Source organism: Mycolicibacterium sp. XJ662, assembly GCF_053484035.1.
On the sequence record NZ_JBEFTL010000006.1, the window covers coordinates 170,641 to 193,671 of the forward strand.

Below are 23,031 nucleotides of genomic sequence, written 5' to 3' on the forward strand. Positions count from 1 at the left end.
TCACGTTCGGCGAAACAAGGGTCACACTTCGTGGCGGATCTGCCCGTTCATCATCGTCAGCGCGACGGTGGCCTTCGCGATGTCGTGCGGGTCGACCTCGAGGATGTTCTCGTCGAGCACGATCATGTCGGCGAGCTTGCCGACCTCCAGCGAGCCCACCCGATCGTCCATCCGCAGCTGGTAGGCCGCACCCATCGTGTTGGCGTACACCGCCTCGGTGACCGACAGCCGTTGGTCCGCGGGCGCCAGCACCGCGTCGCCCTGCTGGCCGATCAGCTGCCGGGTGACCCCGATCTGGATCGCGTCCAGCGGCTTGTAGGTGGAGAAGTATCCCGCCGCGGGCCAGTCGGTGCCCAGGGAGACCCGGCCGCCGGACCTCAGCACGTCCTGAGGCCGGTACAGCAGATCGGCTCGCGGCGGTCCGTAGCGCGCCACCATGTTCTGCATGGTGTCGGGATCCGGCGACATCCAGTTCGCCGAAAACTGCGCGACGACGCCGAGTTCACCGAAGCGACCGCTGTCGGGATCCTCGACGTAGACCAGATGGGCGATGGCGTGCCTGCGGTCGCGCGGCGGATTGGCGGCCACCGCGCGCTCGATCGCGTCGAGGGCGACGCGCGTCGTGCGTTCACCGCAGGCGTGCACATGCACGTCGAAGCCTGCGGCGTCGACGTCACCGATCAGGCGGTGCCACTGTTCCTCGGTGAACGGCGATCCGCCGGTGGAGTCCGGTTTGTCCGCATACGGCTCGATCAGCCAGGCCGTGTAGCCGCCCTGGGTGCCGTCGCCGACGATCTTGACGACGTCCGCGCGCACCAGATCCGTCGAGAACCGGTTGCGGATGTCGGTGATCTGGGCGACGACGTCATCGGCAGGCGCGGACTTCACGCTGTAGGAGGCCACCACCCGAAACGGCAACTGTCCGCGCTGTTCGACGTCGGTGTACAGGCCGATCAGCGCGCCCTGATCGGCGCCGATGGGTGGCACGCCCGCGTCGAACACCGACGTGATACCCGCCGCGGACGCCTTCGGCGTCCACTCCTCAAGCAACCGCCCCATGGTTTCGGCGGAGATCGGCTCGATCGCGTCGACGAGGCTCAGCGCCGCGTTGACCTCCAGCACGTATCCGGTCGGATCACCGTTGGGGTCGCGGGCGTAATAGCTGAACCCGGGAACCGGATCCTCGGTGTCGCGGTCGACACCGGCCATCTCGAGGGCCTTGGTGTTGGCCCACAGGCTGTGCCCGTCGATCGCGAAGAAGAACCCGGGGCGGTCCGGTAGGACGCGGTCCAAGTCGGTGCGGGTCGGGCCCTCGGGTCCGAACATGTCCACGCGCCAACCGAATCCGCGTACGGGTCCGGTCGGATGCTCGTCGGCGTACGCCTCGATCGCGGCCAGCGCGTCGGCGCCCGTCGGCACCTGCAGGTCGACGCCGGAGGTGAGGAACGCGCCGAGGAACGGGTGGATGTGGCCCTCGACGAAACCCGGCATCAGCAGCCGGCCGTTGAGGTCGACCACCCGGGTGTCGGGCCCGGCCAGCGCCATCGCGCCGGCCTCGTCGCCGACGTGCACGATCGTGTTACCGCGCACGGCCACGGCCTGCGCCCACGGATCGGAGCCCGTGACGGTGTAGATCGGCCCGTTGCGGAAGACGAAGTCCGCGGGGTCGTCAGCGCCGGGCGACGCGGTCGGTCGGGGGTCTTCTGAGCGTGGCGCGCAGGCGCTCAACGCCGTCGCCGCGAGCACGACCCCCGCGCCGCGCAACACCGCACGACGGGTGGTGATGGCCGAGAAAGCCGGCGCCCATTCACATGCTGTACACATCTGGCCGGCGACCGCGCGTCAGCGTCGCCGGACGGTGCGCTGCACGCCGCGCATCTTGGCCTGGGCGGGCAGCGGACCCTTGGGCATGGCGGCGGGGCCGACCTTGGTGCCCAGCGCGGCCAACCGGGACTCCAGGGAGTCCAGCTGCTTGACGGTGATGTTGGCAGGCAGCTTGTTGAGATGGCGTTCGAGCTTGGCCAACGGGACCTCGCCCTCGCCCTTGCCGATGATGATGTCGTAGATGGGGATGTCGCCGACCAGTCGGGCGGTGCGCTTTTTCTCCTGGGCCAGCAGCGGTTTGACGCGGGTCGCGGAGCCCTCGCCGACGAAGATGACACCCGGACGTCCGATCACCCGGTGCACCGCGTCGAAGTGGCCGGTGGCCGCGACGCCGGGGGTGACCCGCCACTTACCGCGCATGTTCTCCAGCGCCCACGCGGCCGCGCCGGCCTGCCCCTCGGCCTTGCGGTAGACCGACTTCTGCGCGCGCCGGCCGAAGATGATGAACGCCACCAGCGCGCCGAGCACCACGCCGAGCGGAATCATCATGTAGGTGCTGAACCCGCCGGCCATCAACCCCAGCACCACCGACGCGCCCACAATCACCACGAACGCGGCGATCATGTAGGGCAGCAGGCGCTTGTCCTCTTTGCGTTGGACCTGAAACGCCTGCCACAGCTGCGTGCGGCGCTGCTTGGACGCCGCCTTACGGGCCGCCTTCGCTTCGGCTTTCGCGGCCTTCACGGCCGCAGGGTTGCGGGTTTTCGCCATGCCCTCAGGATACGGAGTCCGATGTCGCCTTCGCCTGGGCATACAGCCGGCCGGCCCGATACGACGACCGCACCAGCGGCCCGGCAAGCACCCCGGCGAACCCGAGTTCGTTGGCGAACTGTTCGTGCTCGACGAACTCCTCGGGCTTCACCCACCGCTCCACCGGGTGGTGACGCACCGAAGGCCGCAGGTACTGGGTGATGGTGACGATGTCGCAGCCGGCGTCGTACAGCTCGCGCAGCGCTTCGCGCACCTCCTCGGGCGTCTCGCCCATCCCGAGGATGAGGTTGGACTTGGTCACCAGCCCGTACGCGCGCGCCGCCGTCAACACCTGCAGGCTGCGGTCGTAGCGGAAGCCGGGCCGGATCCGCTTGAAGATGCGCGGCACTGTCTCCAGGTTGTGCGCCAACACTTCTGGGCGTGCGTCGAAGACCTGCTCCAGCAGCGCGGGGTCACCGTTGAAGTCGGGGATCAGCAGCTCGACGCCGGTGTCGGGGTTGAGCGCCTTGATGGCGCGCACGGTCTCGGCGTACAGCCAGGCGCCGCCGTCGGGCAGATCGTCGCGCGCCACCCCGGTGACCGTCGAGTAGCGCAGCCCCATGGTGTGCACGCTCTCGGCGACGCGGCGCGGCTCGTCGCGGTCCAGCTCGGCGGGCTTGCCGGTGTCGATCTGGCAGAAGTCGCAGCGCCGGGTGCACTGTTCGCCGCCGATGAGGAAGGTGGCCTCGCGGTCCTCCCAGCACTCGTAGATGTTGGGGCAGCCGGCTTCCTCGCATACGGTGTGCAGGCCTTCGCGCCGGACCAGGGCCTTGAGCTCCTGGTATTCCGGGCCCATCTTGGCCCGCGTCTTGATCCACGGCGGCTTGCGCTCGATCGGCGTCTCGGCGTTGCGCACCTCCAGACGCAGCAGCTTACGGCCTTCCGGTGAGACGGTCACGTCGTCAATGCTACTGACAGGCGGCCGTCGAGCGCGTCGCAAACGGCCTCGGTCACCGGGCCCAGCACCTCGTCGATGCCGACCCGGCGGCCCAACTCGGCGCTCAGCGAGGTGACCCCGGCGTCGGCGATACCGCACGGCACGATCGCGTCGTAGGCGCTCAGGTCGCAGTCGCAGTTCAGCGCGAACCCGTGCAGCGTCGTGGCCCGCGATACCCGGATGCCGATGGCGGCGACCTTGCGCGCCGGGCGCGCCCCGTCGGCCGGCACCCACACCCCGGAGCGTCCCGCCACCCGGGCGGTGGCCAGCCCGAGGTCGGCGCACACCTTGATCAACGATTCTTCAATGCGCCGAACGAAGTTCACCACGTCGACCGGTTCGGCGAGCCCGACGATGGGGTAACCGACCAGCTGTCCCGGCCCGTGCCAGGTGATCTTGCCGCCGCGGTCGGTGTCGACGACCGGCGTGTCCGAGACGTCGGGGAGTGGGCGCTCCTCCGGCAGGGTGCGCCGGCCGGCGGTGTACACCGGCGGATGCTCGAGCAGCAGCAACGTGTCCGGCCCGCCGGCGACGCGGGCATCGGCCAGCTCACGCTGCAGCTGCCAGGCCGTTTCGTAGTCGACGGTGCCAAGTCGCCGCACGTCGACCGGTGACTGCACCGACCGGATCGACATCGCCGCCATGGCTATGAATCTACGTGGGGTTTCGGCCGGTGGCGAATGCCAGCGCCTCGCCGATGGTGTTGTGGTGAAACCGGAAACCCGCCGCCTCCAGCACCGCCGGGATGACGCGCTGGCCGCCGAGCACGCCCTCGTCGGCGAACTCGCCGAGCAGCGCGCGCACCGCGAAGCCCGGCACCGCCAGCGGGGTGGGACGGTTGACCGCCCGACCGAGCGCCGCGGTGAACTCGGCGTTGGTGACCGGCGCGGGACCGGTCATGTTGACCGGGCCGGACAGGTCGCCGTGGGCGATCGCGAACATCAGTGCGCGCACCTCGTCCTCCAGGCTGATCCACGGCATGTACTGGCGGCCGTTGCCCAACCGCGCGCCCAACCCGAGCGAGAACAACGGCTTCAGCCGGCCAAGGATGCCGCCGGACGGGGCCAGCACCAGCCCGGAGCGGGCCAGCACCACCCGTGCCCCCGCGTGTTGGGCGGCCAAGGCGGCGTCCTCCCAGTCCCGGCACAGCTGGGCCAGAAACCCGTCACCGGACGGGGCGGACTCGTCGGTGATGCGGCTGTCGGTGTCGCCGTAGTAGCCGACCGCGCTGGCGTTGATCAGCGTCGGCACCTGCGCCGCCGCGACCGCCGAGGCCAGCACCTCCGTGGGCCCGATGCGGCTGTCACGCAGGCTCTGCTTGAACGCGCCCGACCAGCGTTTGGCGCCGAGGTTGACCCCGCACAGGTTCACGACCGCGTCGACGCCGGCCAGCACACCGGCATCGAACTCGCCGGTGTCGGGGTTCCAGAACACCTCGTCGACGTTGGACGGGGCCCTGCGCACGATCCGCAGCACCCGATGGTCGGTGGCGCGCAGTGCGTACACCAGCGCCGTGCCGATCAGGCCGGACGAACCGGCGATCGCGACGACGGACATCGGCCTACAGACCCAGGTCGGCCTCGAACGCGCCCTCTTCGAGTCGGCGCTTGATGGTGGTCAGGAAACGTCCGGCGTCGGCGCCGTCGATCAACCGGTGGTCGTAGGTCAGCGGCAGGTAGCACACCGACCGGATACCGATCGACTCGTTGCCGAACTCGTCGGCGATCACCCGGGGTCGTTTGACGATCGCCCCGGTGCCCAGCATCGCCGCCTGCGGCGGCACCAGGATCGGGGTGTCGAACAGCGCGCCCTGGCTGCCGATGTTGGTGATGGTGAACGTGCCACCGGACAACTCGTCGGGTTTGAGGTCAGCCGAACGGGCGCGCGCGGCGATGTCGGCGATCGCGCGGGCCAGCCCCGCCAACGACAGGTCGCCGGCGTTCTTGATCACCGGGGACAGCAGACCCTGTTCGGTGTCGACCGCGATGCCGAGGTGCTCGGCGTCGAAGTAGGTGATCTCCTTGGTGTCCTCGTTGTAGCTGGCGTTGACGTTCGGATGCGCCTTGAGCGCGTCGACCACCGCGACGGCGATGAACGGCAGATACGTCAGGTTCACGCCCTCGCGTTCGGCGAAGCTGGCCTTGGCCTTTGCCCGCAGCGCCACGATCTTGGTCATGTCGACCTCGTGGGTCTGCGTCAATTGCGCTGTGGCCTGCAAAGATTCGCGTGTCTTCTTGGCGGTGATCTGGCGGATCCGGCTGGCCTTCTGCGTGCTGCCGCGCAGATGCGCCAGGGCCGGTGCCGGTGTCGGGGCCTGTCGGGCCGGCTGCGCAGCCGACGGCTGGGGGGCCGGTTCATCAGCCGGCGCCTTTGCGGCTTCCGCCGCGGCCAACACGTCCTGCTTGCGGATTCGGCCACCGACACCGGTGCCCTTCACCGTGGTGAGGTCGATGTTGTTCTCGGCGGCCAGCTTTCGCACCAGCGGCGTGACGTAGGGCGTCGAGTCGCCGGTGGGCTGCGCCTTGGTTTCGGCCTTGGGCTCCGGTTTGGGCTCGGACTTGGGTTCCGGCTTGGGCTCGGACTTGGGCTCCTGCTTCGGCTCGGGTTCGGGTTCGGGCTCGGGCTCGGGCTCGGGCTCGGGTTCGGGTTCCGGCTCGGGTTCGGGTTTCGATTCCTGTTTGGCCGGGGCGGCACCGGCGGCACCGACCTTGGCCAACTCGCCGCCGACCTCGACGGTGTCGTCTTCTTCGGCGGTGATCGACAGCAGGGTGCCGGCCACCGGTGAGGGAATCTCGGTGTCGACCTTGTCGGTGGAGACCTCGAGCAGCGGCTCGTCCACCTCGACCGTGTCGCCGACCTTCTTCAGCCACCGCGTCACGGTGCCCTCGGTCACCGACTCGCCGAGCTCGGGCATCAGGACCGGCGTCGCCTCTGCGGAGTCTCCGCCGCCGTTGCCGCTGTCATCGGCCGGGGGTGAGGGGGTCTCGGCCGGCTCCTCCTGCTCTTCGGCGGCCGGTTCAGACTGCGCGGCGGGCTGTTCGGCCGGCTTCTCTTCCTCGGCTTCCTCGGCGGGCTCCTTCTGGTCCCCGTCACCACCACCGGAATCGTCGTCCTCGTCGGCGTCGCCGATCACGGCCAGTTCGCCGCCCACCTCAACGGTATCGTCCTCCTGGGCGATGATCTTCTTCAGCACCCCGGAGGCGGGGGAGGGAATCTCGGTGTCGACCTTGTCGGTGGATACCTCCAGCAGCGGCTCATCCTGTTCGACCGTGTCGCCCTCTTGCTTCAGCCAACGGGTGACAGTGCCCTCGGTGACGCTCTCACCGAGTGCGGGCATTTCAACAGAGATGGCCATGTATCGACTCCCTCGCTCCCTCGAACGGTCAGTCTTTTGCTCGGTCGATCGTCGTAACCCATCCTTTCACGTCTGCGCGCCTGGTTCGCCTCAGACCTGTCGACCGTTTGCTCTGGCACTATCTTGGGAGGTAGACGAAGGGAGTGCGACCCGAGTGCGATTGTTCGGCAAATTCCGGCGCGGCGCGCGCACCAAAAGCGGCCAAGCCACCGATCTGCAATACCTGCGCCAGTGGGTCGCCGACCATTACGGGGTAGAGGCTTTCGTCGAACCCAAGACCACCGTCACCGACGTCACCGTTGTGCTGGTCGCTGCCGACGGCGAATGGACGCGGCGCACGACCGGGGGAGAAGCCGGTGCCCGGCGGCTCTCGCAACGTCTCAACATCCCGGTCTACGACGTGCAGAAGGTCGGCTACCCCCAGCGGATGCGTGACTTCGACGAACGTCGCCGCATCGAACGCCGCCGCGCCCTCCGCAAGGAGCTCGGGGACTCTTAACCGACGGGCCTGCTACGTTACCGGCGGTCCCACTAACTTCGGGTGGAGGTGTGATGGGCGACATCACCGAGCGGTTCGTCGACAGCGCTGACGGTGTCCGGATCGCGGTATACGAACAAGGCAACCCCGACGGTCCGACGGTGGTTCTGGTGCACGGTTGGCCGGATTCTCATGTCGTATGGGATGGCGTGGTGCCGCTGTTGGCCGACCGGTTCCGCATCGTGCGCTACGACAACCGCGGCGTCGGCAAGACCTCGGTGCCGAAGAAGATCTCCGACTACCGGATATCTTGTTACGCCGACGATTTCGCTGCTGTTCTCGGCGAGATCGGCCCCGGTGCGCCGGTGCATGTGCTGGCCCACGACTGGGGTTCGACGGCGGTGTGGGAGTACCTGTCGCGTCCCGAGGCGCGTGACCGGGTCGCGTCGTTCACCTCGGTCTCGGGCCCGAGCGCCGATCACCTCAACCACTACGTGCTGGACAGCCTCAAACGTCCGTACCGGCCCCGGCGGTTCGTCCGGGCGCTGCGGCAGATGACGGCGTTCTGGTACATGGTGCTGTTCTCCGTCCCGGTCGTGGGGCAGGCGGTCGTGCGGCGCGGCTTCCGCGCCGGGGCCATGACGCGGCGCCTGCAGCGCGAGGGCATCAGCGGTGAACAGATCCGCCATTCCGCCGACGTCGCCGCCGACGCTGTCAACAGCCTGAAGGTCTACCCCGCCAACTACTTTCGGTCGCTGAGCGCCGCCAGGACCGACCACTACGTCGACGTTCCGGTGCAGCTGATCGTCAACGTCAACGATCCGCACGTGCGGCCGTTCGTCTACGACGACACCGAGAAGTGGGTGGCGCGGCTGTGGCGCCGTGACGTGCACGCCGGGCACTGGTCGCCGATGTCTCATCCGCAGCTGATCGCGCAGTCGGTGCACGAGCTCGTCGACCATCTCGACGGGAGCCCGGCGAGCCGCGGCCTGTTGCGGGCACAGGTCGGCAGGTCGCGCAAATACTTCGGGGACACACTGGTTTCGGTGACCGGCGCGGGCAGCGGCATCGGCCGCGAGACCGCGCTGGCGTTCGCCGGTGAGGGCGCCGACGTGGTGGTCAGCGATATCGACGAGGCCGCCGCCAAGGAGACCGCCGCCCAGATCGCCGCGCGCGGCGGTGTGGCGCACGCGTACCGCCTCGATGTGTCCGATGCCGACGCGGTGGAACGCTTCGCCGAGCAGATCTGCGCAGCGCACGGCGTGCCCGACGTTGTGGTCAACAACGCCGGCGTCGGGCACTCCGGGATGTTCCTGGACACCCCGCGCGACGAGTACGACCGGGTGTTGAGCATCAACTTCGGTGGAGTCGTCAACTGCTGCAGGTCTTTTGGCCGTCGACTCGTCGAGCGCGGGACCGGCGGGCACATCGTCAACATCTCGTCGATGGCGGCGTACGCACCGCAGCAGGCGATGAACGCCTATGCGACCAGCAAGGCCGCGGTGTTCATGTTCGGCGACTGCCTGCGCGCCGAGCTGGATCAGGCCGGCGTCGGGCTGACCACGGTGTGTCCCGGGGTGATCAACACCAACATCGTGCACACCACCCGCTTCAACGCGCCGGCAGGTAAGCAGGATGGTGTGGAGGCGCGGCGCGCGCAGCTCGAGAAGCTGTTCGCGCTGCGCCGATACGGTCCGGAGAAGGCGGCCAAGGCGATCGTGTCGGCGGTCAAGAAGAACAAGCCGATTCGACCCGTCGCGCCCGAGGCTTATTTCGTCTACGGTGCGGCCCATCTGCTGCCGCAGGCCATGCGAAGCACCGCCCGCGCCCGCGTACTTTGACGCCTCAGCCGCTCGCGGCTTCTGTCTGATCAGCCGCTCGCGGTTTCTGTCTGATCAGCCGCTCGCGGCTATGTCCTCCAGGACCGCGAACATCGTCCGCGTCGGCACACCCGTACCGCCCTTGCCGGTGTAACCCCACGGACCGCTGGTGTTGTAGGCCGGGCCCGCGATGTCGATGTGCGCCCACTGCACACCCTCGGGCACGAACTCCCGCAGATACGTGCCGGCGACCAGCATGCCCGCGAAGCGCGAACCGCTGACGTTGGCCAGGTCGGCCACCGTCGACTTGAGATCGTCCTTGAGCTCCTCGGGCAGCGGCATCGGCCAGCCGTTCTCACCCACGCGCTGCGACAGCTCGGCGACCCGGTCGCGGAACTCGTCGCTGCCCATCACCCCGGGGGTGCGGGCGCCCAGCGCCACGGTCTGCGCGCCGGTCAGCGTCGACGTCTCGATCAGGTAGTCGGGCTCGTCCTCGCCGGCCCGCACGATCGCATCGGCCAGCACCAGCCTGCCCTCGGCGTCGGTGTTGAGCACCTCCACCGTGATGCCGCCGTACTGGGTGAGCACGTCACCGGGCCGCTGCGCGGTCGCCGACGGCATGTTCTCGGCCATCGGCACCGTGGCGATGACGTCGATCGGCAGCTTCTGCTTGGCCGCCAGCACCACCGTGGCGATGACGGCCGCGGCCCCACCCATGTCGGAGGTCATGTGGTGCATGTTGGCCGCCGGCTTGATCGAGATGCCGCCGGTGTCGAACGTGATGCCCTTGCCGACCAGCGCCACCCGCTTGCCGTTCCGCTTGGCGCCCTTGTGCGTCAGCCGCACCAGCCGCGGCGGGCGCGACGACCCCTTGCCGACGCCGATGATGCCGCCGTAGCCCGCCTTCTCGAGTGCTTTCTCGTCGAGCACCTCCACCTGAAGTCCGGCCGATTCGCCCAAAGCCTTTGCGCGCTTGGCGAATTCGCCAGGAAACAGGTGAGAAGGCGGGGTGTTGACGAAATCGCGGGCGGTGGCCACCGCGGTGGCGATGTCGGCGGCGCGCTGCGCCACGTCCTTCTCGGGCTTGCTCGTCAGCGCGGTGATCGCCCGCAGCCCGGTGTCCTTGGGCGCGGTCTTGTCGCTGCGGAAGTCGGTGAACCGGTAGGCGCCGAGGATCAGCCCTTCGACCGCCGCGTCCAGGTCGATGTCCGACAGCGTGGTGATCGCCGTCTCGGTGCCGTTGAGCGAGCGCGCGGCCACGCCGGCGGCGCGCCGGATCACGTCGGCCGACCATTCGCCGGAGTCCTTGCCGAGCCCGACTGCCAGCACGCTGCCGACCGGCAGCGACGGCGCCACGAGGCGGGTGATCGACTCGGTGCCGCCCTTGGCGCCCAGCGCCTCGAGCGCGGCCTCGATCTCGCCGACGGCCTCGGCGCTGAGGAACGGGTTGGGTACGACGGTCGGCGCCGCGTTGTCCTCTGGCCCGCTGACCACGGGCACGATCAGCACGGACGAGTCGACCTTGCGCTTGGGCAGCGACGAACTGACGGAGACGCTGGGGGCCTGGTAACCGGTGTTTGCAGTGCTCACGAGCCCCAACCCTAGCCGTCAGCGGCCAACCCGCAGGTCGTAGGCCTGCACCGGAGCGTCGAAACCCTTGAGCATCAAGGCATCCTGCGCCACCGCGGGCCGGCTCCCCAGCTGGTCGCGCACGTCGGCGCCGGCGAGGATCTGCCCGGGTGCCGCGGCGGCGACGAGACGTGCGGCCAGGTTGACCGGATTGCCGAAGTAGTCGCCGCCGACGGCCAGCACCGGGCCGTAGCCCAGACCCGCACGGACCTGCAGTCCGGCCTCCCGCGCCCGGGGGTGTTCGACCAGGTCGACGGCCACCTTCACGAGCAGGTCGGGGGTCGAGGTCACCCACATCACCTCGTCGCCGATGAACTTCACCACCCGGCCACCGTCGACGTGCACCAGATCGCTGACGACGCCGCCGAAGTCCAGGAGCAGATCGGACAGCTCGGCCGGGGTGAGCCGCTGGGTCAGCGCGGTGAAGCCGGTCAGGTCGGCGAACCCGACACCGCACACGACGATCGCGGACTCGTCGCGGATGACGCCCTCGAAATGGGCGCGGGCGCTGGTGATGTGCTGGCGGAACACGGCCTCGATCAGCACGCCGAAGCGCTGCGTGATCTCGGAGACCGCGCGGTACGCCCGCGCGGTGGTGAGCTCGTCCTGGGTATGGGTCATCTGGATGTCGGGCCGCGCGACGCGGATCATCGAGGAGCCGGCCTCGGCCAGCCGCGACATCGACGCGCCCAGCACCCGCAGGAACGCCAGCGCCGCGTCGTCGCCGACCGCCGCCTTGACCTGGACCCAGACCGCCAACCCGTCGAGGTCGGCCTGGCTCAGCGCGACGTCGTCGGGGTCGGCGACGCTCAGCCCCAGCGCGGCCCACGCGCGCGAGAGCTCCTCCAGGGGCACGCCGAGCGTCTCGGCGGCGCTGCGCAAGCTGAACGCCGGGCGGCCCGACCACTGCAGCACGTCACCGGCGAGGCCGAAAAGCCGTCCGCGCCGCTCGGCCTCCACCATCTCGTCCGTGGTGAACCCCAGCCCGTCGAGGTACTCGAGCAGGGCCGCCCGACGGTGCGCGTCGGCGATGCCCGCGGCGGCCAGCGCATCGAGATCAACCACCGCACAAGTGTGACAAGGTCAGCGGCGCATTAGGGTGGATCGGCGTGAGCGAGATATCGAAGGGCCCGCTGGAAGACCGGCACCGCGAACTCGGGGCGAGCTTCGCCGAATTCGGTGGCTGGCTGATGCCGGTGTCGTATGCGGGCACGGTCAGGGAGCACACCGCGACGCGCAACGCCGTCGCTCTGTTCGACGTCAGCCATCTGGGCAAGGCGCTGGTGCGCGGACCCGGCGCGGCCGAGTTCGTCAACTCCGCGCTCACCAACGACCTGCGCCGCATCGCGCCCGGCAAGGCGCAGTACACGTTGTGCTGCAGCGAATCCGGTGGCGTGATCGACGACCTGATCGCCTACTGCGTCTCCGACGACGAGATCTTCCTGGTGCCCAACGCCGCCAACACCGCCGCGGTGGTGGCCGCGCTGCAGCAGCACGCGCCCGCTGGCGTCGCGGTCACCGACGAACACCGCTCCTACGCCGTGCTCGCCGTGCAGGGCCCCAAATCCACCGATGTGGTCGCCGCACTGGGGCTGCCCACCGACATGGACTACATGGGCTACGTCGACGCCGAGTTCGACGGCATCCCGCTGCGGGTATGCCGCACCGGCTACACCGGTGAGCACGGTTACGAACTGCTGCCGCCGTGGGACCGCGCGCAGGCGGTGTTCGACGCGCTGCTCACGCAGGTCCGCACCCATGACGGTGAACTGGCCGGGCTGGGCGCGCGCGACACGCTGCGCACCGAGATGGGCTATCCGCTGCACGGTCACGAACTCTCCGAGGAGATGTCGCCGCTGCAGGCCCGCTGCGGCTGGGCGATCGGCTGGAAAAAGGACGCGTTCTGGGGCCGCGATGCGCTGCTGGCCGAAAAAGAGGCCGGGCCGGCCCGGCTGCTGCGCGGGCTCAAGGCCGTCGGGCGCGGGGTGCTGCGCGCCGACCTCACCGTGCTCGACGGTGACCGCCCGGTGGGCACGACGACGTCGGGAACCTTTTCTCCGACTTTAAGACTCGGCATCGCGCTGGCGCTGATCGACACCGCCGCCGAGATCGCCGACGGGCACCGCGTCACCGTCGACGTGCGCGGTCGCCCCATCGAATGCGAGGTGGTCAAGACGCCGTTCGTGGAGGCGAAAACTCGGTAGTCAGCGCATATACAATCGCCTCATGACTGATGGCCCCCTCCAGTTCACGGTTGAGCGCAACGCAAACCCGGCGAGCGATGAGGTACGGGCATCGATTCTGGCCAATCCCGGCTTCGGCCAGTACCACACCGACCACATGGTGTCGCTCGACTACGTCGAGGGCAAAGGCTGGCACAACGCCCGCGTGATCCCGTACGGGCCCATCGAACTGGACCCGTCGGCGATCGTGCTGCACTACGCCCAAGAGGTGTTCGAGGGTCTGAAGGCCTACCGGTGGGCCGACGGGTCGATCGTGTCGTTTCGGCCCGAATCCAACGCGCGCCGGCTGGGCACCTCGGCACGTCGGCTGGCCATCCCCGAACTGCCCGAAGGGGTGTTCATCGAGTCGCTGCGCCAGTTGATCGCGCTCGACGAGGCGTGGGTGCCCGCCGCGGGCGGGGAGGAGTCGCTGTACCTGCGGCCCTACATCTTCGCCACCGAACCCGGCCTCGGGGTGCGCCCGGCCAACGAGTACCGCTACATGGTCATCGCCTCACCGGCGGGCGCCTATTTCAAGGGCGGCGTCAAACCGGTCAGCGTGTGGCTGTCGACGGAGTACGTGCGCGCCTGTCCCGGCGGCACCGGCGCGGCCAAGTTCGGCGGTAACTACGCCGCATCGCTGCTGGCCCAGGCGCAAGCCATCGAAAACGACTGCGACCAGGTGGTGTGGCTCGACGCCGCCGAACGCCGCTTCATCGAGGAGATGGGCGGGATGAACCTGTTCTTCGTGTTCGGCAGCGGCGGGTCGGCGCGGCTGGTCACCCCCGAACTGAGCGGGTCCATACTTCCCGGCGTCACCCGAGATTCCTTGCTGCAGTTGGCAACTGACGCAGGCTTCACCATCGAGGAACGAAAGATCGACGTCGACGAGTGGCAGAAGAAAGCCGCCGCGGGTGAGATCACCGAGGTGTTCGCCTGCGGCACCGCCGCCGTCATCACCCCGGTCGCCCACGTCAAGCACGCCGACGGCGAGTTCTCCATCGCCGACGGCGGCGCGGGCGAGATCACGATGGCGCTGCGCGACACGCTGACCGGGATCCAGCGCGGCACGTTCGCCGACACGCACGGGTGGATGGCCCGGCTGAACTGATCAGCCGATCGCCAGACCGACCGCGGTCAGCGTCGTGGTGACCTCGACCGTCGCGCCCAGCACGTCGCCGGTGACGCCGCCGAACCGCCGGACACAGTGCGCGACCAGCAGCGCACCGCACAGCAGCGCGACGACGACCACCACCGGGCCCTGCCACGGCCGCGGGCCGGCCAGCACCGCCAGACCCGCCACCGCGAGCACCCACAGCGCCACCACGGCCAGCGGCTGAGTGCCCGCGACCCGGGCGCCAAGCGAGCTGCCCGCCGCGGCGGGCACCGAGCGCCGGCACGCCGCGACGACGGCCACCCGCCCGGCCGTCACCGCGACGATCACGCCGAGCGCGCTGAGCTCGGCCAGCGCGAACGCCTGGGCCAGGATCGCCACGACGACGGCCGCCACGCCGAACGGGCCCGTTGAGCCGTCGCGCATCACCTCGAGCGCCCGCTGCGGCGGGCCGTAGCAGCCCAGCGCGTCGGCCGTGTCGGCCAGCCCGTCGATGTGCAGCCCGCGGGTCGCGGTCAACAACACCGCGACCGCCGCCACCCCGCCCAGCGCGCTGCCCGCGCCGAACGCCACGTCGGCCAGCCACAGGGCACCGGCGGCCAGCGCCCCCAGCGCCAGGCCGACCAGCGGCAAGGCGGTCAGCGCACCGCGTCCGACGGCGGCAGACGTGCGCACCGGCGCGATGCTGCCGAACGCGAACGCCGCGGCGACCGAACCGACCACCGCGACTACCGCTCCTCGGGGCCGCGGCTGATGCCGGCTTCGTCGAACGTCGCCATCGACGCCAGCGCCGCCACCGCCGCCCGCAAGATCGGTAGCGCCACCGCGGCGCCGGTGCCCTCACCCAGCCGCATCCCCAAGTCGACGATCGGCTCCAGGTCCAGACGCTGCAGCGCCACCGCGTGCGCTGGTTCGGCGGAGCGGTGACCCGCCTGCCACCACTGCCGCGCGCCGGGGGCCAGCCGCTCGGCCGCCAGCGCGGCCGCGCTGCCCACCAGGCCGTCCAACAGCACCGGGGTGCGGCGCACCGCGGCCTGCGCGCAGAACCCCGCCATCGCGGCCACCTCGGCGCCGCCGCAGATCCGCAGCAGCGCAACAGGATCGCCCGCAGCCGCGCGTGCCCGGTACAGCGCGTCGCGGATCGCCGCGGTCTTGCGTGCCCAGCCGGCGTCGTCGACGCCGGTGCCCCGGCCCACGACGGCGACCGGTTCCGAATCCGTCAGCGCCGCAATCAACGTCGTCGCCGGCGTGGTGTTCCCGATGCCCATGTCGCCGGCGATCAGCAGGTCGGCGCCCGAATCGACCTCCTCGTCGGCGAGCTGGCGACCGGCGTGCAGCGCGGCGGCGACTTCCTCGTCGCTCAGCGCATCCTCGACGGCGATGTTGCCGCTGCCGCGGCGCACCTTGTACTTGCCGATCGCCGCCGACAGCGGCTCGGCCACGTCCACCGCGATGTCGGCCACTCGCACCGTCGCCCCGGCCACCTCGGCCAGCACGTTGATCGCCGCTCCGCCGGCGTCGAAGTTGGCCAGCATCTGCGCGGTGACCTCGGTCGGATACGCCGACACGCCGGCGGCGGCCACCCCGTGGTCACCGGCGAACACCACCACCCGGGGTCGTTGAAACGGCTGCGGCGGGCACTGACCCTGGCAGGCGGCCACCCACACCGACAGGTCCTCAAGCCGGCCCAGCGAGCCGGCCGGTTTGATCAACCGGTCCTGGCGGGCGCGCGCGGCCGCGGCGACTTCCTGGTCGGGCGGTTGGACGGCGGGAAAGTCGGTCACCGGCCGGTGTCCTTGACCGTGACGGGCTGACCGGCGACGACCAGCACCACCCGCTCGCACACAGCGGCCAGCCGCTGGTTGAGCAGGCCCAGCTCGTCGGCGAAGCGCCGTCCCGCCTCGGTCGGCGGCACGACGGTCAACCCGACCTCGGGGCTGACCAGCGCAAGCGGCGCCGCAAACGCGCGGACCGCGTCGAGGAGGTCGTCGACGTCGGCGGTCACCGAGCCGCCGGTCCAGGCGCCTGCGCGGTCCATCGCCGTCGTCAGCCAGGAGCCGACGTCGTCGACCAGCGTCGCGGTGGAGTGAACTCGCAGCTGCGCGGCGACGTCGGAGGTCTCGACCGTCGACCACGAGCGCGGCCTGCGGTTGCGGTGCGCGGCCACCCGGGCCGCCCATTCGGCATCCCCGTCGGGTGCAGGGCCGGTGGCCAGATAGCAGACCGGTCCGGCCTCGGCGACGGCCGACTCGGCCCATTGGGACTTGCCCGACCGGATCCCGCCGAGCACCAGCGTGCGCACCGCGCTCAGGTGACCTTGTCGCCGCGGTTGACCTGCGGACGCGGTGCGCGCATCCGCCGCAGCTGGGAGGCGCGGCTGGCCGCGTAAAAGCCCAACCGCCATCCGGTCTCGTTGTTGTCCGGGAACTTCTGGTCGGCCAGCCGGTTGACCTTGCGGCCGAGGACGAACCCGTCGATCACCATGACCAGCACGAGCAGCAGCATCGCGGGGGAGAGCAGGCGCTGCACCTCCACGGACGGCACCGACAGCATGACGAAGATCAGCGCCAGCGCGGACGGCATGAACAGGCCGAGGATGTTGCGGCGGGCATCGACCACGTCGCGCACGTACTTGCGCACCGGGCCCTTGTCGCGCGGCAGCAGGTAGGCGTCCTCGCCGGCCATCATCTTCTCGCGGCGTTCGGCCATGGCGGCGCGGCGCTCGAGCTTGTCGGCCTTGCGCTCCTCGCGGGTCAGCTTGCGGCGCATCTCCTTGCGGCGCCGGCGCGCCTCGGCGGCCGTCATCGGGGCGGGCGCCACCGGACCGCGCTTGCGGCTGGACTGGTTGCGCTTGGGGGTCGGCCGGCCCTTGGGCGGGGTGGTGCGTGGTGGGCTGCCTGCGGCGTTATCGGCGTCCGAAGTGTCGGTGGTGTCTTCGGACACATCTGATTCCGGTGTTTCGTCGTCGCGTTTCTTGCGGCCCAGCAGGTTCACGCCTGCCAGGTTACTTCCGTGGCGCCGGGGGCTGCGACGAGCGGTGGACTAACTCGGGAATAGCGGGCAGAGGGGGTACCGTTGTTTGGGTACGCCCCACCAGCTGAGGCATTACAGGAGACGTAAATGACAGTTCAGGAAGAGTCGGCCACCGGAACCGCCACCCACGGCGTGACCCTCAGCGATGCTGCCGCAGCCAAGGCCAAGGCGCTGCTCGATCAGGAGGGCCGCGACGACCTGGCGCTGCGTATCGCCGTTCAGCCGGGCGGTTGTGCCGGGCTGCGCTACAACCTCTTCTTCGACGACCGGTCCCTCGACGGCGACCTGACCGCCGAGTTCGGCGGCGTCAACCTGACCGTCGACCGGATGAGCGCGCCGTATGTGCAGGGTGCCGTCATCGACTTCGTCGACACCATCGAGAAGCAGGGCTTCACGATCGACAACCCGAACGCCGGCGGCTCGTGCGCCTGCGGCGACTCGTTCAACTGACGGCTCAGTACTGCCCGGTCCGGGGGAGATACGAGCACACCAGCACATCGTTGTCATAGGACAGCAGCTGCGCGACGGCCTGCTGCTCGGTCGGGCGCGGTTCGCCGCGCCGGCCGCTGCTGGTCGGGGTGACGCTCATGGTGAACAGCACCTGCGCCTGATGCGGTGACGACCGCACGATCTTGTCGATGGACGCCACCTGGGCCTGGCTGTACTGCTTGCGGAACGCGTCGCTGGACAGACCGGCCAGGGCCAGGTCGGAACGCCGTTCCTTGACCGCATCGAACAGCCCGCACAGCGTGTGCCGGGCGACGGTCTCGTCGTCGCCGCCGGAAAGGGCGTCCAGATACTCCTGGAGGGCTTCCTTGGCCGACGCCTCGGTGAGCATCCCCGAAGCCGTGGCCGACGTGCTGTCGTCGCGGCCGGCCAACACGAGCGCGGTCACCAGGGCGCCGATCACCACCACCGCCAGCGCCACGCCGACGATCACCGGCCACCGGCGCTTCTTTCCGTACTGCACCGGCGGCGGCATCATGCCCGGATACACCGGCGGAGCGTTGTCCGGATACGGTTGCGCTGCGGTTCCGGGATACGGTTGTGGGTACATTTGCGGGGTTGCCGGACCAGCGCCGTATTCGGGCGGATACGGACCAGCCATAAATTTTCTCCCCGGGGATGTGCGTAGGAATGTGCCGTCTACAGTGACCGAGCGGACACTTGTAGGCAGGTTAGCGCAAGTCTGACGGTGTCCGACGACAACAACCGTGAACTAACGAAGGGTGACGTTACGTGACCATTGCGGTGACCGGATCCATTGCGACCGACCATCTGATGCGCTTTCCTGGCCGGTTCTCCGAGCAGCTGCTGGCCGATCACCTGCAGAAGGTGTCGCTGAGCTTCCTCGTCGATGATCTGGTGATCCACCGCGGCGGCGTCGCAGGCAACATGGCCTACGCGGTCGGTGTGCTCGGCGGCGACGTGGCCCTCGTGGGCGCGGCGGGCCAGGACTTCGACGAATACCGCGCCTGGCTTCAGCAGGCGGGCGTGGACTGCGACAGCGTGCTGATCTCGCAGTCCTCCTACACCGCACGGTTCGTGTGCACCACCGACGACGACATGGCCCAGATCGCGTCGTTCTACCCCGGGGCCATGTCCGAGGCCCGCAACATCTCGCTGGCCGACGTGGTCAAGCGGGTCGGCACCCCGGAACTGGTCATCATCGGCGCCAACGACCCCGACGCGATGTTCCTGCACACCGAGGAGTGCCGCAAACTCGGGCTGGCGTTCGCCGCCGACCCGTCCCAGCAGCTGGCCCGGCTCGACGGTGAGGAGATCCGCAAGCTGATCAACGGCGCCACCTACCTGTTCACCAACGACTACGAATGGGATCTGCTGCTGCAGAAGAGCGGCTGGAGCGAGGCGCAGGTGATGAACCAGATCGGGATGCGCGTCACCACGCTGGGCCCCAAGGGCGTCGACCTGGTCAGCTCGGACGGTCAGTTCATCCACGTCGACGTCGTTCCCGAGAAGTGCCAGGCCGATCCGACCGGCATCGGCGACGCGTTCCGGGCCGGCTTCCTCACCGGCCGCAGCGCCGGGCTGAGCTTGGAGCGCTCGGCACAGTTGGCGTCGCTGGTCGCCGTGCTGGTGTTCGAGGCGCCAGGGCCCCAGGAGTGGACGTGGAACCGCGACGAGGCAGTGCAGCGACTCAGCGACGCCTACGGCGCCGAGGCGGCTCAGGAGATCAACAAGGCCCTCGCCACGTAACCCGGGGCTCTCTCAGAGCTGCACCGGATATGTCGGCTCGCTGATCTGCGGGGTGACGCTGCCTTCGACGAAGATCGCGTGCCACAGCAGAAAGATCAGCACCGTCCACAGTCGGCGGCTGTGATCGCTTGTGCCGCTGCGGTGTTCGTCGAGCATGGTGCGCACGGCGGTGAGGTCGATGAGCTCACCGGCCTGTGACGAGCCGACCATCGCGTGCGCCCAGTCCAGCAGCTCGCCGGCGCGCAGCCAGTGTCGGATCGGCACCGGGAAACCCAGCTTGGGCCGGTTGAGCACGTGCGCGGGCACGATCGGTTCCAAGGCGCGCCGCAGCGCGTACTTGGTGGTGGCTCGAGTGATCTTCTGCTCGGCGGGTAGCCGCGACGCCACCGCGAACACCTCCGGGTCCAGGAACGGCACCCGCAGTTCCAGCGAGTTGGCCATGGTCATCTTGTCGGCCTTGACCAGGATGTCGCCGCGCAGCCAGGTGAACAGGTCGATGTGCTGCATGCGCGCCACCGGGTCGGTGCCTTCGGTCGCGGCGTAAAGCGGCGCGGTGACGTCGGTGTGCGTCCACTCCTGGCGGAAGCCGGGCAGCACCGCGCGAAGCTGCTCGTCGGAGAAGCTGCGGGCGTTGCCGTAGTAGCGCTCCTCGAGCGTGAGCGAGCCGCGGTGCAGCAGGCTCTTGCCGCGCATCCCTTCGGGCAGCGGTCGCGACGCCTTACCCAGCGAGCGCCGCACCGGCCGGGGCAGGTAGTCGAACGCCTTCAGCGACAACGGTTCCCGGTAGATCGTGTACCCGCCGAACAGTTCGTCGGCGCCTTCGCCGGACAGCACCACCTTGACGTGTTTGCGGGCCTCGCGGGCGATGAAGAACAACGGCACCAGCGCCGGATCGGCGACGGGTTCGTCGAGATACCAGACGATTTCGGGAAGCGCGGCCACGAACTCGGGCTGCGTCACCACCTTGGTCACATGCCGGGCGCCGATCGCCTCCGCCGATGCGACCGCCACGTCGACCTCGGAGAAGCCCTCCCGCTCGAACCCGGTGGTGAACGTGATCAGCCGCGGGTTGTGCCGCATCGCCAGCGCGGCGATCGCGGTGGAATCGATACCGCCGGAAAGGAATGCGCCGACCGTGACGTCGGCGCGCATGTGCTTGGCGACCGAGTCCTCGAGCACCGCGGTGATCTCGTCGTAGCGGGCCTGTTCCTCGCCGGGCGTGAACGGCACCGGGTTGAACTGCGGGGTGAAGTAGCGCGTCACCTGTGGCGGCTGGCCGGGACGCACGCGCGCATAGCTGCCCGACTCCAGCCTGCGCACACCGCTGTGCAGCGTCTCGGGCTCGGGCACGTACTGCAACACGGTGTAGTGCTGCAGCGCGCGCCGATCCAGCGTCAGGTCGATGCCGAGGTCATCGGCCAACTCCAGCAGGCACTTCTTCTCGCTGCCGAACGCGGTGCCGCCCGGCCCGGTCGCCATGTACAGCGGTTTGATGCCGAACGGATCTCGGGCGCAGAACAACTCGTTGTCCACGGTGTCCCACAGCGCGAACGCGAACATGCCCCGCAGCCGGTTCAGCGCGTCGGTGCCCCAATGGTGGTAGGCCGCGACGATGGCCTCACCGTCGCCGTCGGTGGCGAACGCCGCGCCGAATTCGCCGTGCAGCGCGTCACGCAGTTCCAGGTAGTTGTAGATCTCGCCGTTGAAGACCAGCACGTAGCGGTCAGGGGATTCGGGTGGTCCCCAGCGAAGCGGCTGATGGCTGTGGGCGATGTCGATGATCGACAGCCGGTTGAACCCGAAAACGCTGACTGGGTGCTGCGGATCGTCCACCCACGTTCCCGGCTCATCGGGCCCGCGGTGGCGCATCAGGTGAGTGGCCGAAGAAACCCTTTCGACCAGGCCAGATGACGCATCGGCGGACGGATCTCGCACCAGGGCCAACAGTCCGCACACGGCGCCAGTATGCCGAATCGCGAGGTGCTTCGAGACCAGTACCCGGTCGTGGTCTACGCTGCGTAGTATTCGGCCTGGCTCACGATCTCTTAGGGAGGCTCCAGCGTGACACCTCGCGTGTTCCGGGTGGCGGCGCTGTCGGTCGTCCTGGGTGGCACGGCGTTGCTGCTCAGCGGCTGCAGCTGGTCAGAAATTCTTGGTCTGGGCTGGCCCAACGGGATCACCCCGGAGGCGCACCTGAACCGGGAGCTGTGGATCGGTTCGGTGATCGCGTCGCTGGTCGTCGGTGCGATCGTGTGGGGGCTGGTGTTCTGGTCCGCGGCGTTTCACCGCAAGAAGAAGACCGACACCGAGTTGCCGCGCCAGTTCGGCTACAACATGCCGCTGGAACTGATCCTGACGGTCGTGCCGTTCCTGATCATCTCGGTGTTGTTCTACTTCACCGTCGTGGTCCAGGAGCGGATGCTGCACAAGGACCCCAACCCCGAGGTCGTCGTCGACGTCACCGCGTTCCAGTGGAACTGGAAGTTCGGCTACCAGAAGATCGATTTCGCCGACGGCACCTTCACCTACGACGGCGCCGATCCGGAGCGCCAGGCCGCGGTGGCCTCGGGTCCCTCGGGCCTGGAGGGTGAGCACGGCGGCGAGTACGGCACTATCGCCGGCAAGCACCCCGCAGACCGCACCTACCTGCACTACAACAAGGTCGAGACGCTCGGGACCACCTACGAGATCCCGGTTCTCGTGGTGCCCGTCGGCAAGCGCATCGAGTTCCAGATCGCCTCGGCCGACGTGATCCACGCGTTCTGGATCCCGGAGTTCCTGTTCAAGCGTGACGTGATGCCGGATCCGGAGGCCAACAACTCCGACCGCACGTTCCAGGTCAGCGAGATCAACGAGACCGGCGCGTTCGTGGGCCGCTGCGCGGAGATGTGCGGCACCTACCACGCGATGATGAACTTCGAACTGCGGGTCGTGGAGCCCAACGACTTCAAGGCGTACATGCAGCAGCGCATCGACGGTGCCACCAACGCCGAGGCGCTGCGGGCGATCAACCAGTCGCCGACGGCGGTCACCACGTTCCCGTTCGACACCCGCCGGGGCGAACAGGCGCCGCCGATCACCGACGCCACCAAGTAGGGGCCACAGATGCACATCGAAGCCAGGTTGTTCGAGCTACTGACCGCGTTCTTCTTCATCGCCGCGTTGGTGTACGGGGTGCTGACCCACATGTTCGCCCAGGGCGGCGTGGAGTGGGCGGGTACCACCGCGCTGGTGATGACCGGCGGCCTGACCCTGATCACGGGCACCTTCTTCCGGTTCGTGGCCCGACGTCTGGACACCCGGCCCGAAGACTACGAGGACGCCGAGATCAGCGACGGCGCGGGGGAGTTGGGTTTCTACGCCCCGCACAGCTGGTGGCCGGTGATGATCGCGCTGTCGGCGTCGATCGCGGCCGTCGGCCTGGCCCTCTGGCTGCCGTGGCTGATCGTGGCCGGCATCTGCTTCGTGATCGCCTCCGCGGGCGGCCTGGTGTTCGAGTACTACACGGGCCCCGAACGGCACTGACCCGCGCTGGCCGACCGGACCGAGAAGGTCACAATCGGGCCACCACTTCGCCGGTAAACCGCGGCGT

22 protein-coding genes are annotated in these 23,031 nt (G+C 69.2%); 8 read left to right on the forward strand and 14 right to left on the reverse strand.

Going from position 1 to position 23,031, the window contains the following annotated elements:
* Positions 1–21 precede the first annotated feature (21 nt).
* The 6 genes from ABQE93_RS17870 to sucB are packed head-to-tail and all read right to left on the reverse strand — an operon-like array spanning position 22 to position 6,926.
* The gene (locus ABQE93_RS17870) at positions 22–1,824 is read right to left on the reverse strand and encodes an amidohydrolase (protein WP_448409253.1); all 1,803 of its coding nucleotides are present in this window, start codon (positions 1,822–1,824) and stop codon (positions 22–24) included.
* A gap of 18 nt (positions 1,825–1,842) precedes the next feature.
* On the reverse strand, positions 1,843–2,595 hold the full coding sequence (locus ABQE93_RS17875) for a DUF4191 domain-containing protein (protein ID WP_448409252.1): 753 nt from the start codon (positions 2,593–2,595) through the stop codon (positions 1,843–1,845).
* A gap of 4 nt (positions 2,596–2,599) precedes the next feature.
* Positions 2,600–3,532: a lipoyl synthase gene (gene lipA / locus ABQE93_RS17880; protein WP_448409250.1), complete on the reverse strand. Its 933-nt coding sequence runs from the start codon at positions 3,530–3,532 to the stop codon at positions 2,600–2,602.
* Entirely contained in the window at positions 3,529–4,215 is a 687-nt protein-coding gene (lipB, locus tag ABQE93_RS17885; RefSeq protein ID WP_448409248.1) for a lipoyl(octanoyl) transferase LipB, read from the reverse strand. Before lipB ends, lipA begins: the two co-directional genes overlap by 4 nt.
* A 10-nt stretch (positions 4,216–4,225) precedes the next feature.
* Positions 4,226–5,128: a TIGR01777 family oxidoreductase gene (locus ABQE93_RS17890; protein ID WP_448409246.1), complete on the reverse strand. Its 903-nt coding sequence runs from the start codon at positions 5,126–5,128 to the stop codon at positions 4,226–4,228.
* A gap of 4 nt (positions 5,129–5,132) precedes the next feature.
* Entirely contained in the window at positions 5,133–6,926 is a 1,794-nt protein-coding gene (gene sucB / locus ABQE93_RS17895; protein ID WP_448409245.1) for a 2-oxoglutarate dehydrogenase, E2 component, dihydrolipoamide succinyltransferase, read from the reverse strand.
* A 154-nt stretch (positions 6,927–7,080) separates the two neighbouring features.
* Here sucB and ABQE93_RS17900 point away from each other — a divergent pair, with 154 nt between their 5' ends.
* Both ABQE93_RS17900 and ABQE93_RS17905 read left to right on the forward strand, forming a co-directional pair.
* Positions 7,081–7,425 carry an oxidoreductase gene (locus ABQE93_RS17900; protein WP_448409243.1) on the forward strand — a complete coding sequence of 115 codons (345 nt, stop codon included), beginning with the start codon at positions 7,081–7,083 and terminating at the stop codon, positions 7,423–7,425.
* A 53-nt stretch (positions 7,426–7,478) separates the two neighbouring features.
* Positions 7,479–9,245 (forward strand): SDR family oxidoreductase, encoded by a 1,767-nt coding sequence (locus tag ABQE93_RS17905; protein WP_448409242.1) that lies wholly within the window; start codon positions 7,479–7,481, stop codon positions 9,243–9,245.
* 54 nt (positions 9,246–9,299) lie between these two features.
* On the opposite strand, the gene ABQE93_RS17910 is transcribed toward ABQE93_RS17905, so the two are convergent.
* Both ABQE93_RS17910 and ABQE93_RS17915 read right to left on the reverse strand, forming a co-directional pair.
* Positions 9,300–10,814: a leucyl aminopeptidase gene (locus tag ABQE93_RS17910; protein WP_448409240.1), complete on the reverse strand. Its 1,515-nt coding sequence runs from the start codon at positions 10,812–10,814 to the stop codon at positions 9,300–9,302.
* Between the two features lie 18 nt (positions 10,815–10,832).
* Positions 10,833–11,918 carry an adenylate/guanylate cyclase domain-containing protein gene (locus ABQE93_RS17915; protein WP_448409238.1) on the reverse strand — a complete coding sequence of 362 codons (1,086 nt, stop codon included), beginning with the start codon at positions 11,916–11,918 and terminating at the stop codon, positions 10,833–10,835.
* Positions 11,919–11,962: 44 nt separating this feature from the next.
* Here ABQE93_RS17915 and gcvT point away from each other — a divergent pair, with 44 nt between their 5' ends.
* Both gcvT and ABQE93_RS17925 read left to right on the forward strand, forming a co-directional pair.
* Positions 11,963–13,057 carry a glycine cleavage system aminomethyltransferase GcvT gene (gene gcvT / locus ABQE93_RS17920; protein WP_448409236.1) on the forward strand — a complete coding sequence of 365 codons (1,095 nt, stop codon included), beginning with the start codon at positions 11,963–11,965 and terminating at the stop codon, positions 13,055–13,057.
* Between the two features lie 22 nt (positions 13,058–13,079).
* Positions 13,080–14,186 carry a branched-chain amino acid aminotransferase gene (locus tag ABQE93_RS17925; RefSeq protein ID WP_448409235.1) on the forward strand — a complete coding sequence of 369 codons (1,107 nt, stop codon included), beginning with the start codon at positions 13,080–13,082 and terminating at the stop codon, positions 14,184–14,186.
* Here ABQE93_RS17925 and ABQE93_RS17930 read toward each other — a convergent pair whose 3' ends face one another.
* From ABQE93_RS17930 to ABQE93_RS17945, 4 genes are read right to left on the reverse strand one after another with little or no spacing between them, the layout of a single operon-like run.
* Positions 14,187–14,912, reverse strand: coding sequence for an adenosylcobinamide-GDP ribazoletransferase (locus tag ABQE93_RS17930; protein WP_448409233.1), 726 nt, complete (start codon positions 14,910–14,912; stop codon positions 14,187–14,189). It lies immediately after the preceding gene.
* Between the two features lie 5 nt (positions 14,913–14,917).
* Entirely contained in the window at positions 14,918–15,973 is a 1,056-nt protein-coding gene (gene cobT / locus ABQE93_RS17935) for a nicotinate-nucleotide--dimethylbenzimidazole phosphoribosyltransferase (RefSeq protein ID WP_448409231.1), read from the reverse strand.
* Entirely contained in the window at positions 15,970–16,491 is a 522-nt protein-coding gene (locus tag ABQE93_RS17940) for a bifunctional adenosylcobinamide kinase/adenosylcobinamide-phosphate guanylyltransferase (protein ID WP_448409229.1), read from the reverse strand. The genes cobT and ABQE93_RS17940 overlap by 4 nt, the downstream gene beginning before the upstream one ends.
* Positions 16,492–16,496: 5 nt before the next feature.
* Positions 16,497–17,132: a DUF3043 domain-containing protein gene (locus tag ABQE93_RS17945; RefSeq protein ID WP_448409441.1), complete on the reverse strand. Its 636-nt coding sequence runs from the start codon at positions 17,130–17,132 to the stop codon at positions 16,497–16,499.
* A gap of 177 nt (positions 17,133–17,309) precedes the next feature.
* Between ABQE93_RS17945 and ABQE93_RS17950 the strand changes: the two genes are divergently transcribed.
* Positions 17,310–17,672, forward strand: coding sequence for a HesB/IscA family protein (locus ABQE93_RS17950; protein ID WP_448394258.1), 363 nt, complete (start codon positions 17,310–17,312; stop codon positions 17,670–17,672).
* Positions 17,673–17,676: 4 nt separating this feature from the next.
* Here the strand turns inward: ABQE93_RS17950 and ABQE93_RS17955 are convergent, their stop codons facing one another.
* Positions 17,677–18,330 (reverse strand): Rv0361 family membrane protein, encoded by a 654-nt coding sequence (locus tag ABQE93_RS17955; protein WP_448409228.1) that lies wholly within the window; start codon positions 18,328–18,330, stop codon positions 17,677–17,679.
* A gap of 131 nt (positions 18,331–18,461) precedes the next feature.
* Between ABQE93_RS17955 and ABQE93_RS17960 the strand changes: the two genes are divergently transcribed.
* A complete protein-coding gene (locus ABQE93_RS17960; RefSeq protein ID WP_448409227.1) occupies positions 18,462–19,439 on the forward strand; it encodes a carbohydrate kinase family protein in 978 nt (325 codons plus the stop codon).
* Between the two features lie 12 nt (positions 19,440–19,451).
* On the opposite strand, the gene asnB is transcribed toward ABQE93_RS17960, so the two are convergent.
* A complete protein-coding gene (asnB, locus tag ABQE93_RS17965; protein ID WP_448409226.1) occupies positions 19,452–21,395 on the reverse strand; it encodes an asparagine synthase (glutamine-hydrolyzing) in 1,944 nt (647 codons plus the stop codon).
* A 105-nt stretch (positions 21,396–21,500) separates the two neighbouring features.
* Here asnB and ctaC point away from each other — a divergent pair, with 105 nt between their 5' ends.
* Entirely contained in the window at positions 21,501–22,535 is a 1,035-nt protein-coding gene (ctaC, locus tag ABQE93_RS17970) for an aa3-type cytochrome oxidase subunit II (RefSeq protein WP_448409225.1), read from the forward strand.
* Between the two features lie 9 nt (positions 22,536–22,544).
* Entirely contained in the window at positions 22,545–22,964 is a 420-nt protein-coding gene (locus ABQE93_RS17975; RefSeq protein ID WP_448409224.1) for a cytochrome c oxidase subunit 4, read from the forward strand.
* Positions 22,965–23,031 lie beyond the last annotated feature (67 nt).

Excerpts from the sequence above, each read along its gene's own strand:
- ABQE93_RS17870 (WP_448409253.1), bottom strand. The coding sequence starts at position 1,824 with ATGTGTACAGCATGTGAATGGGCGCCGGCTTTCTCGGCCATCACCACC.
- ABQE93_RS17875 (WP_448409252.1), bottom strand. The coding sequence starts at position 2,595 with ATGGCGAAAACCCGCAACCCTGCGGCCGTGAAGGCCGCGAAAGCCGAA.
- lipB (WP_448409248.1), bottom strand. The coding sequence starts at position 4,215 with ATGGCGGCGATGTCGATCCGGTCGGTGCAGTCACCGGTCGACGTGCGG.
- ABQE93_RS17890 (WP_448409246.1), bottom strand. The coding sequence starts at position 5,128 with ATGTCCGTCGTCGCGATCGCCGGTTCGTCCGGCCTGATCGGCACGGCG.
- sucB (WP_448409245.1), bottom strand. The coding sequence starts at position 6,926 with ATGGCCATCTCTGTTGAAATGCCCGCACTCGGTGAGAGCGTCACCGAG.
- ABQE93_RS17905 (WP_448409242.1), top strand. The coding sequence starts at position 7,479 with ATGGGCGACATCACCGAGCGGTTCGTCGACAGCGCTGACGGTGTCCGG.
- ABQE93_RS17925 (WP_448409235.1), top strand. The coding sequence starts at position 13,080 with ATGACTGATGGCCCCCTCCAGTTCACGGTTGAGCGCAACGCAAACCCG.
- ABQE93_RS17950 (WP_448394258.1), top strand. The coding sequence starts at position 17,310 with ATGACAGTTCAGGAAGAGTCGGCCACCGGAACCGCCACCCACGGCGTG.
- ABQE93_RS17955 (WP_448409228.1), bottom strand. The coding sequence starts at position 18,330 with ATGGCTGGTCCGTATCCGCCCGAATACGGCGCTGGTCCGGCAACCCCG.
- ABQE93_RS17975 (WP_448409224.1), top strand. The coding sequence starts at position 22,545 with ATGCACATCGAAGCCAGGTTGTTCGAGCTACTGACCGCGTTCTTCTTC.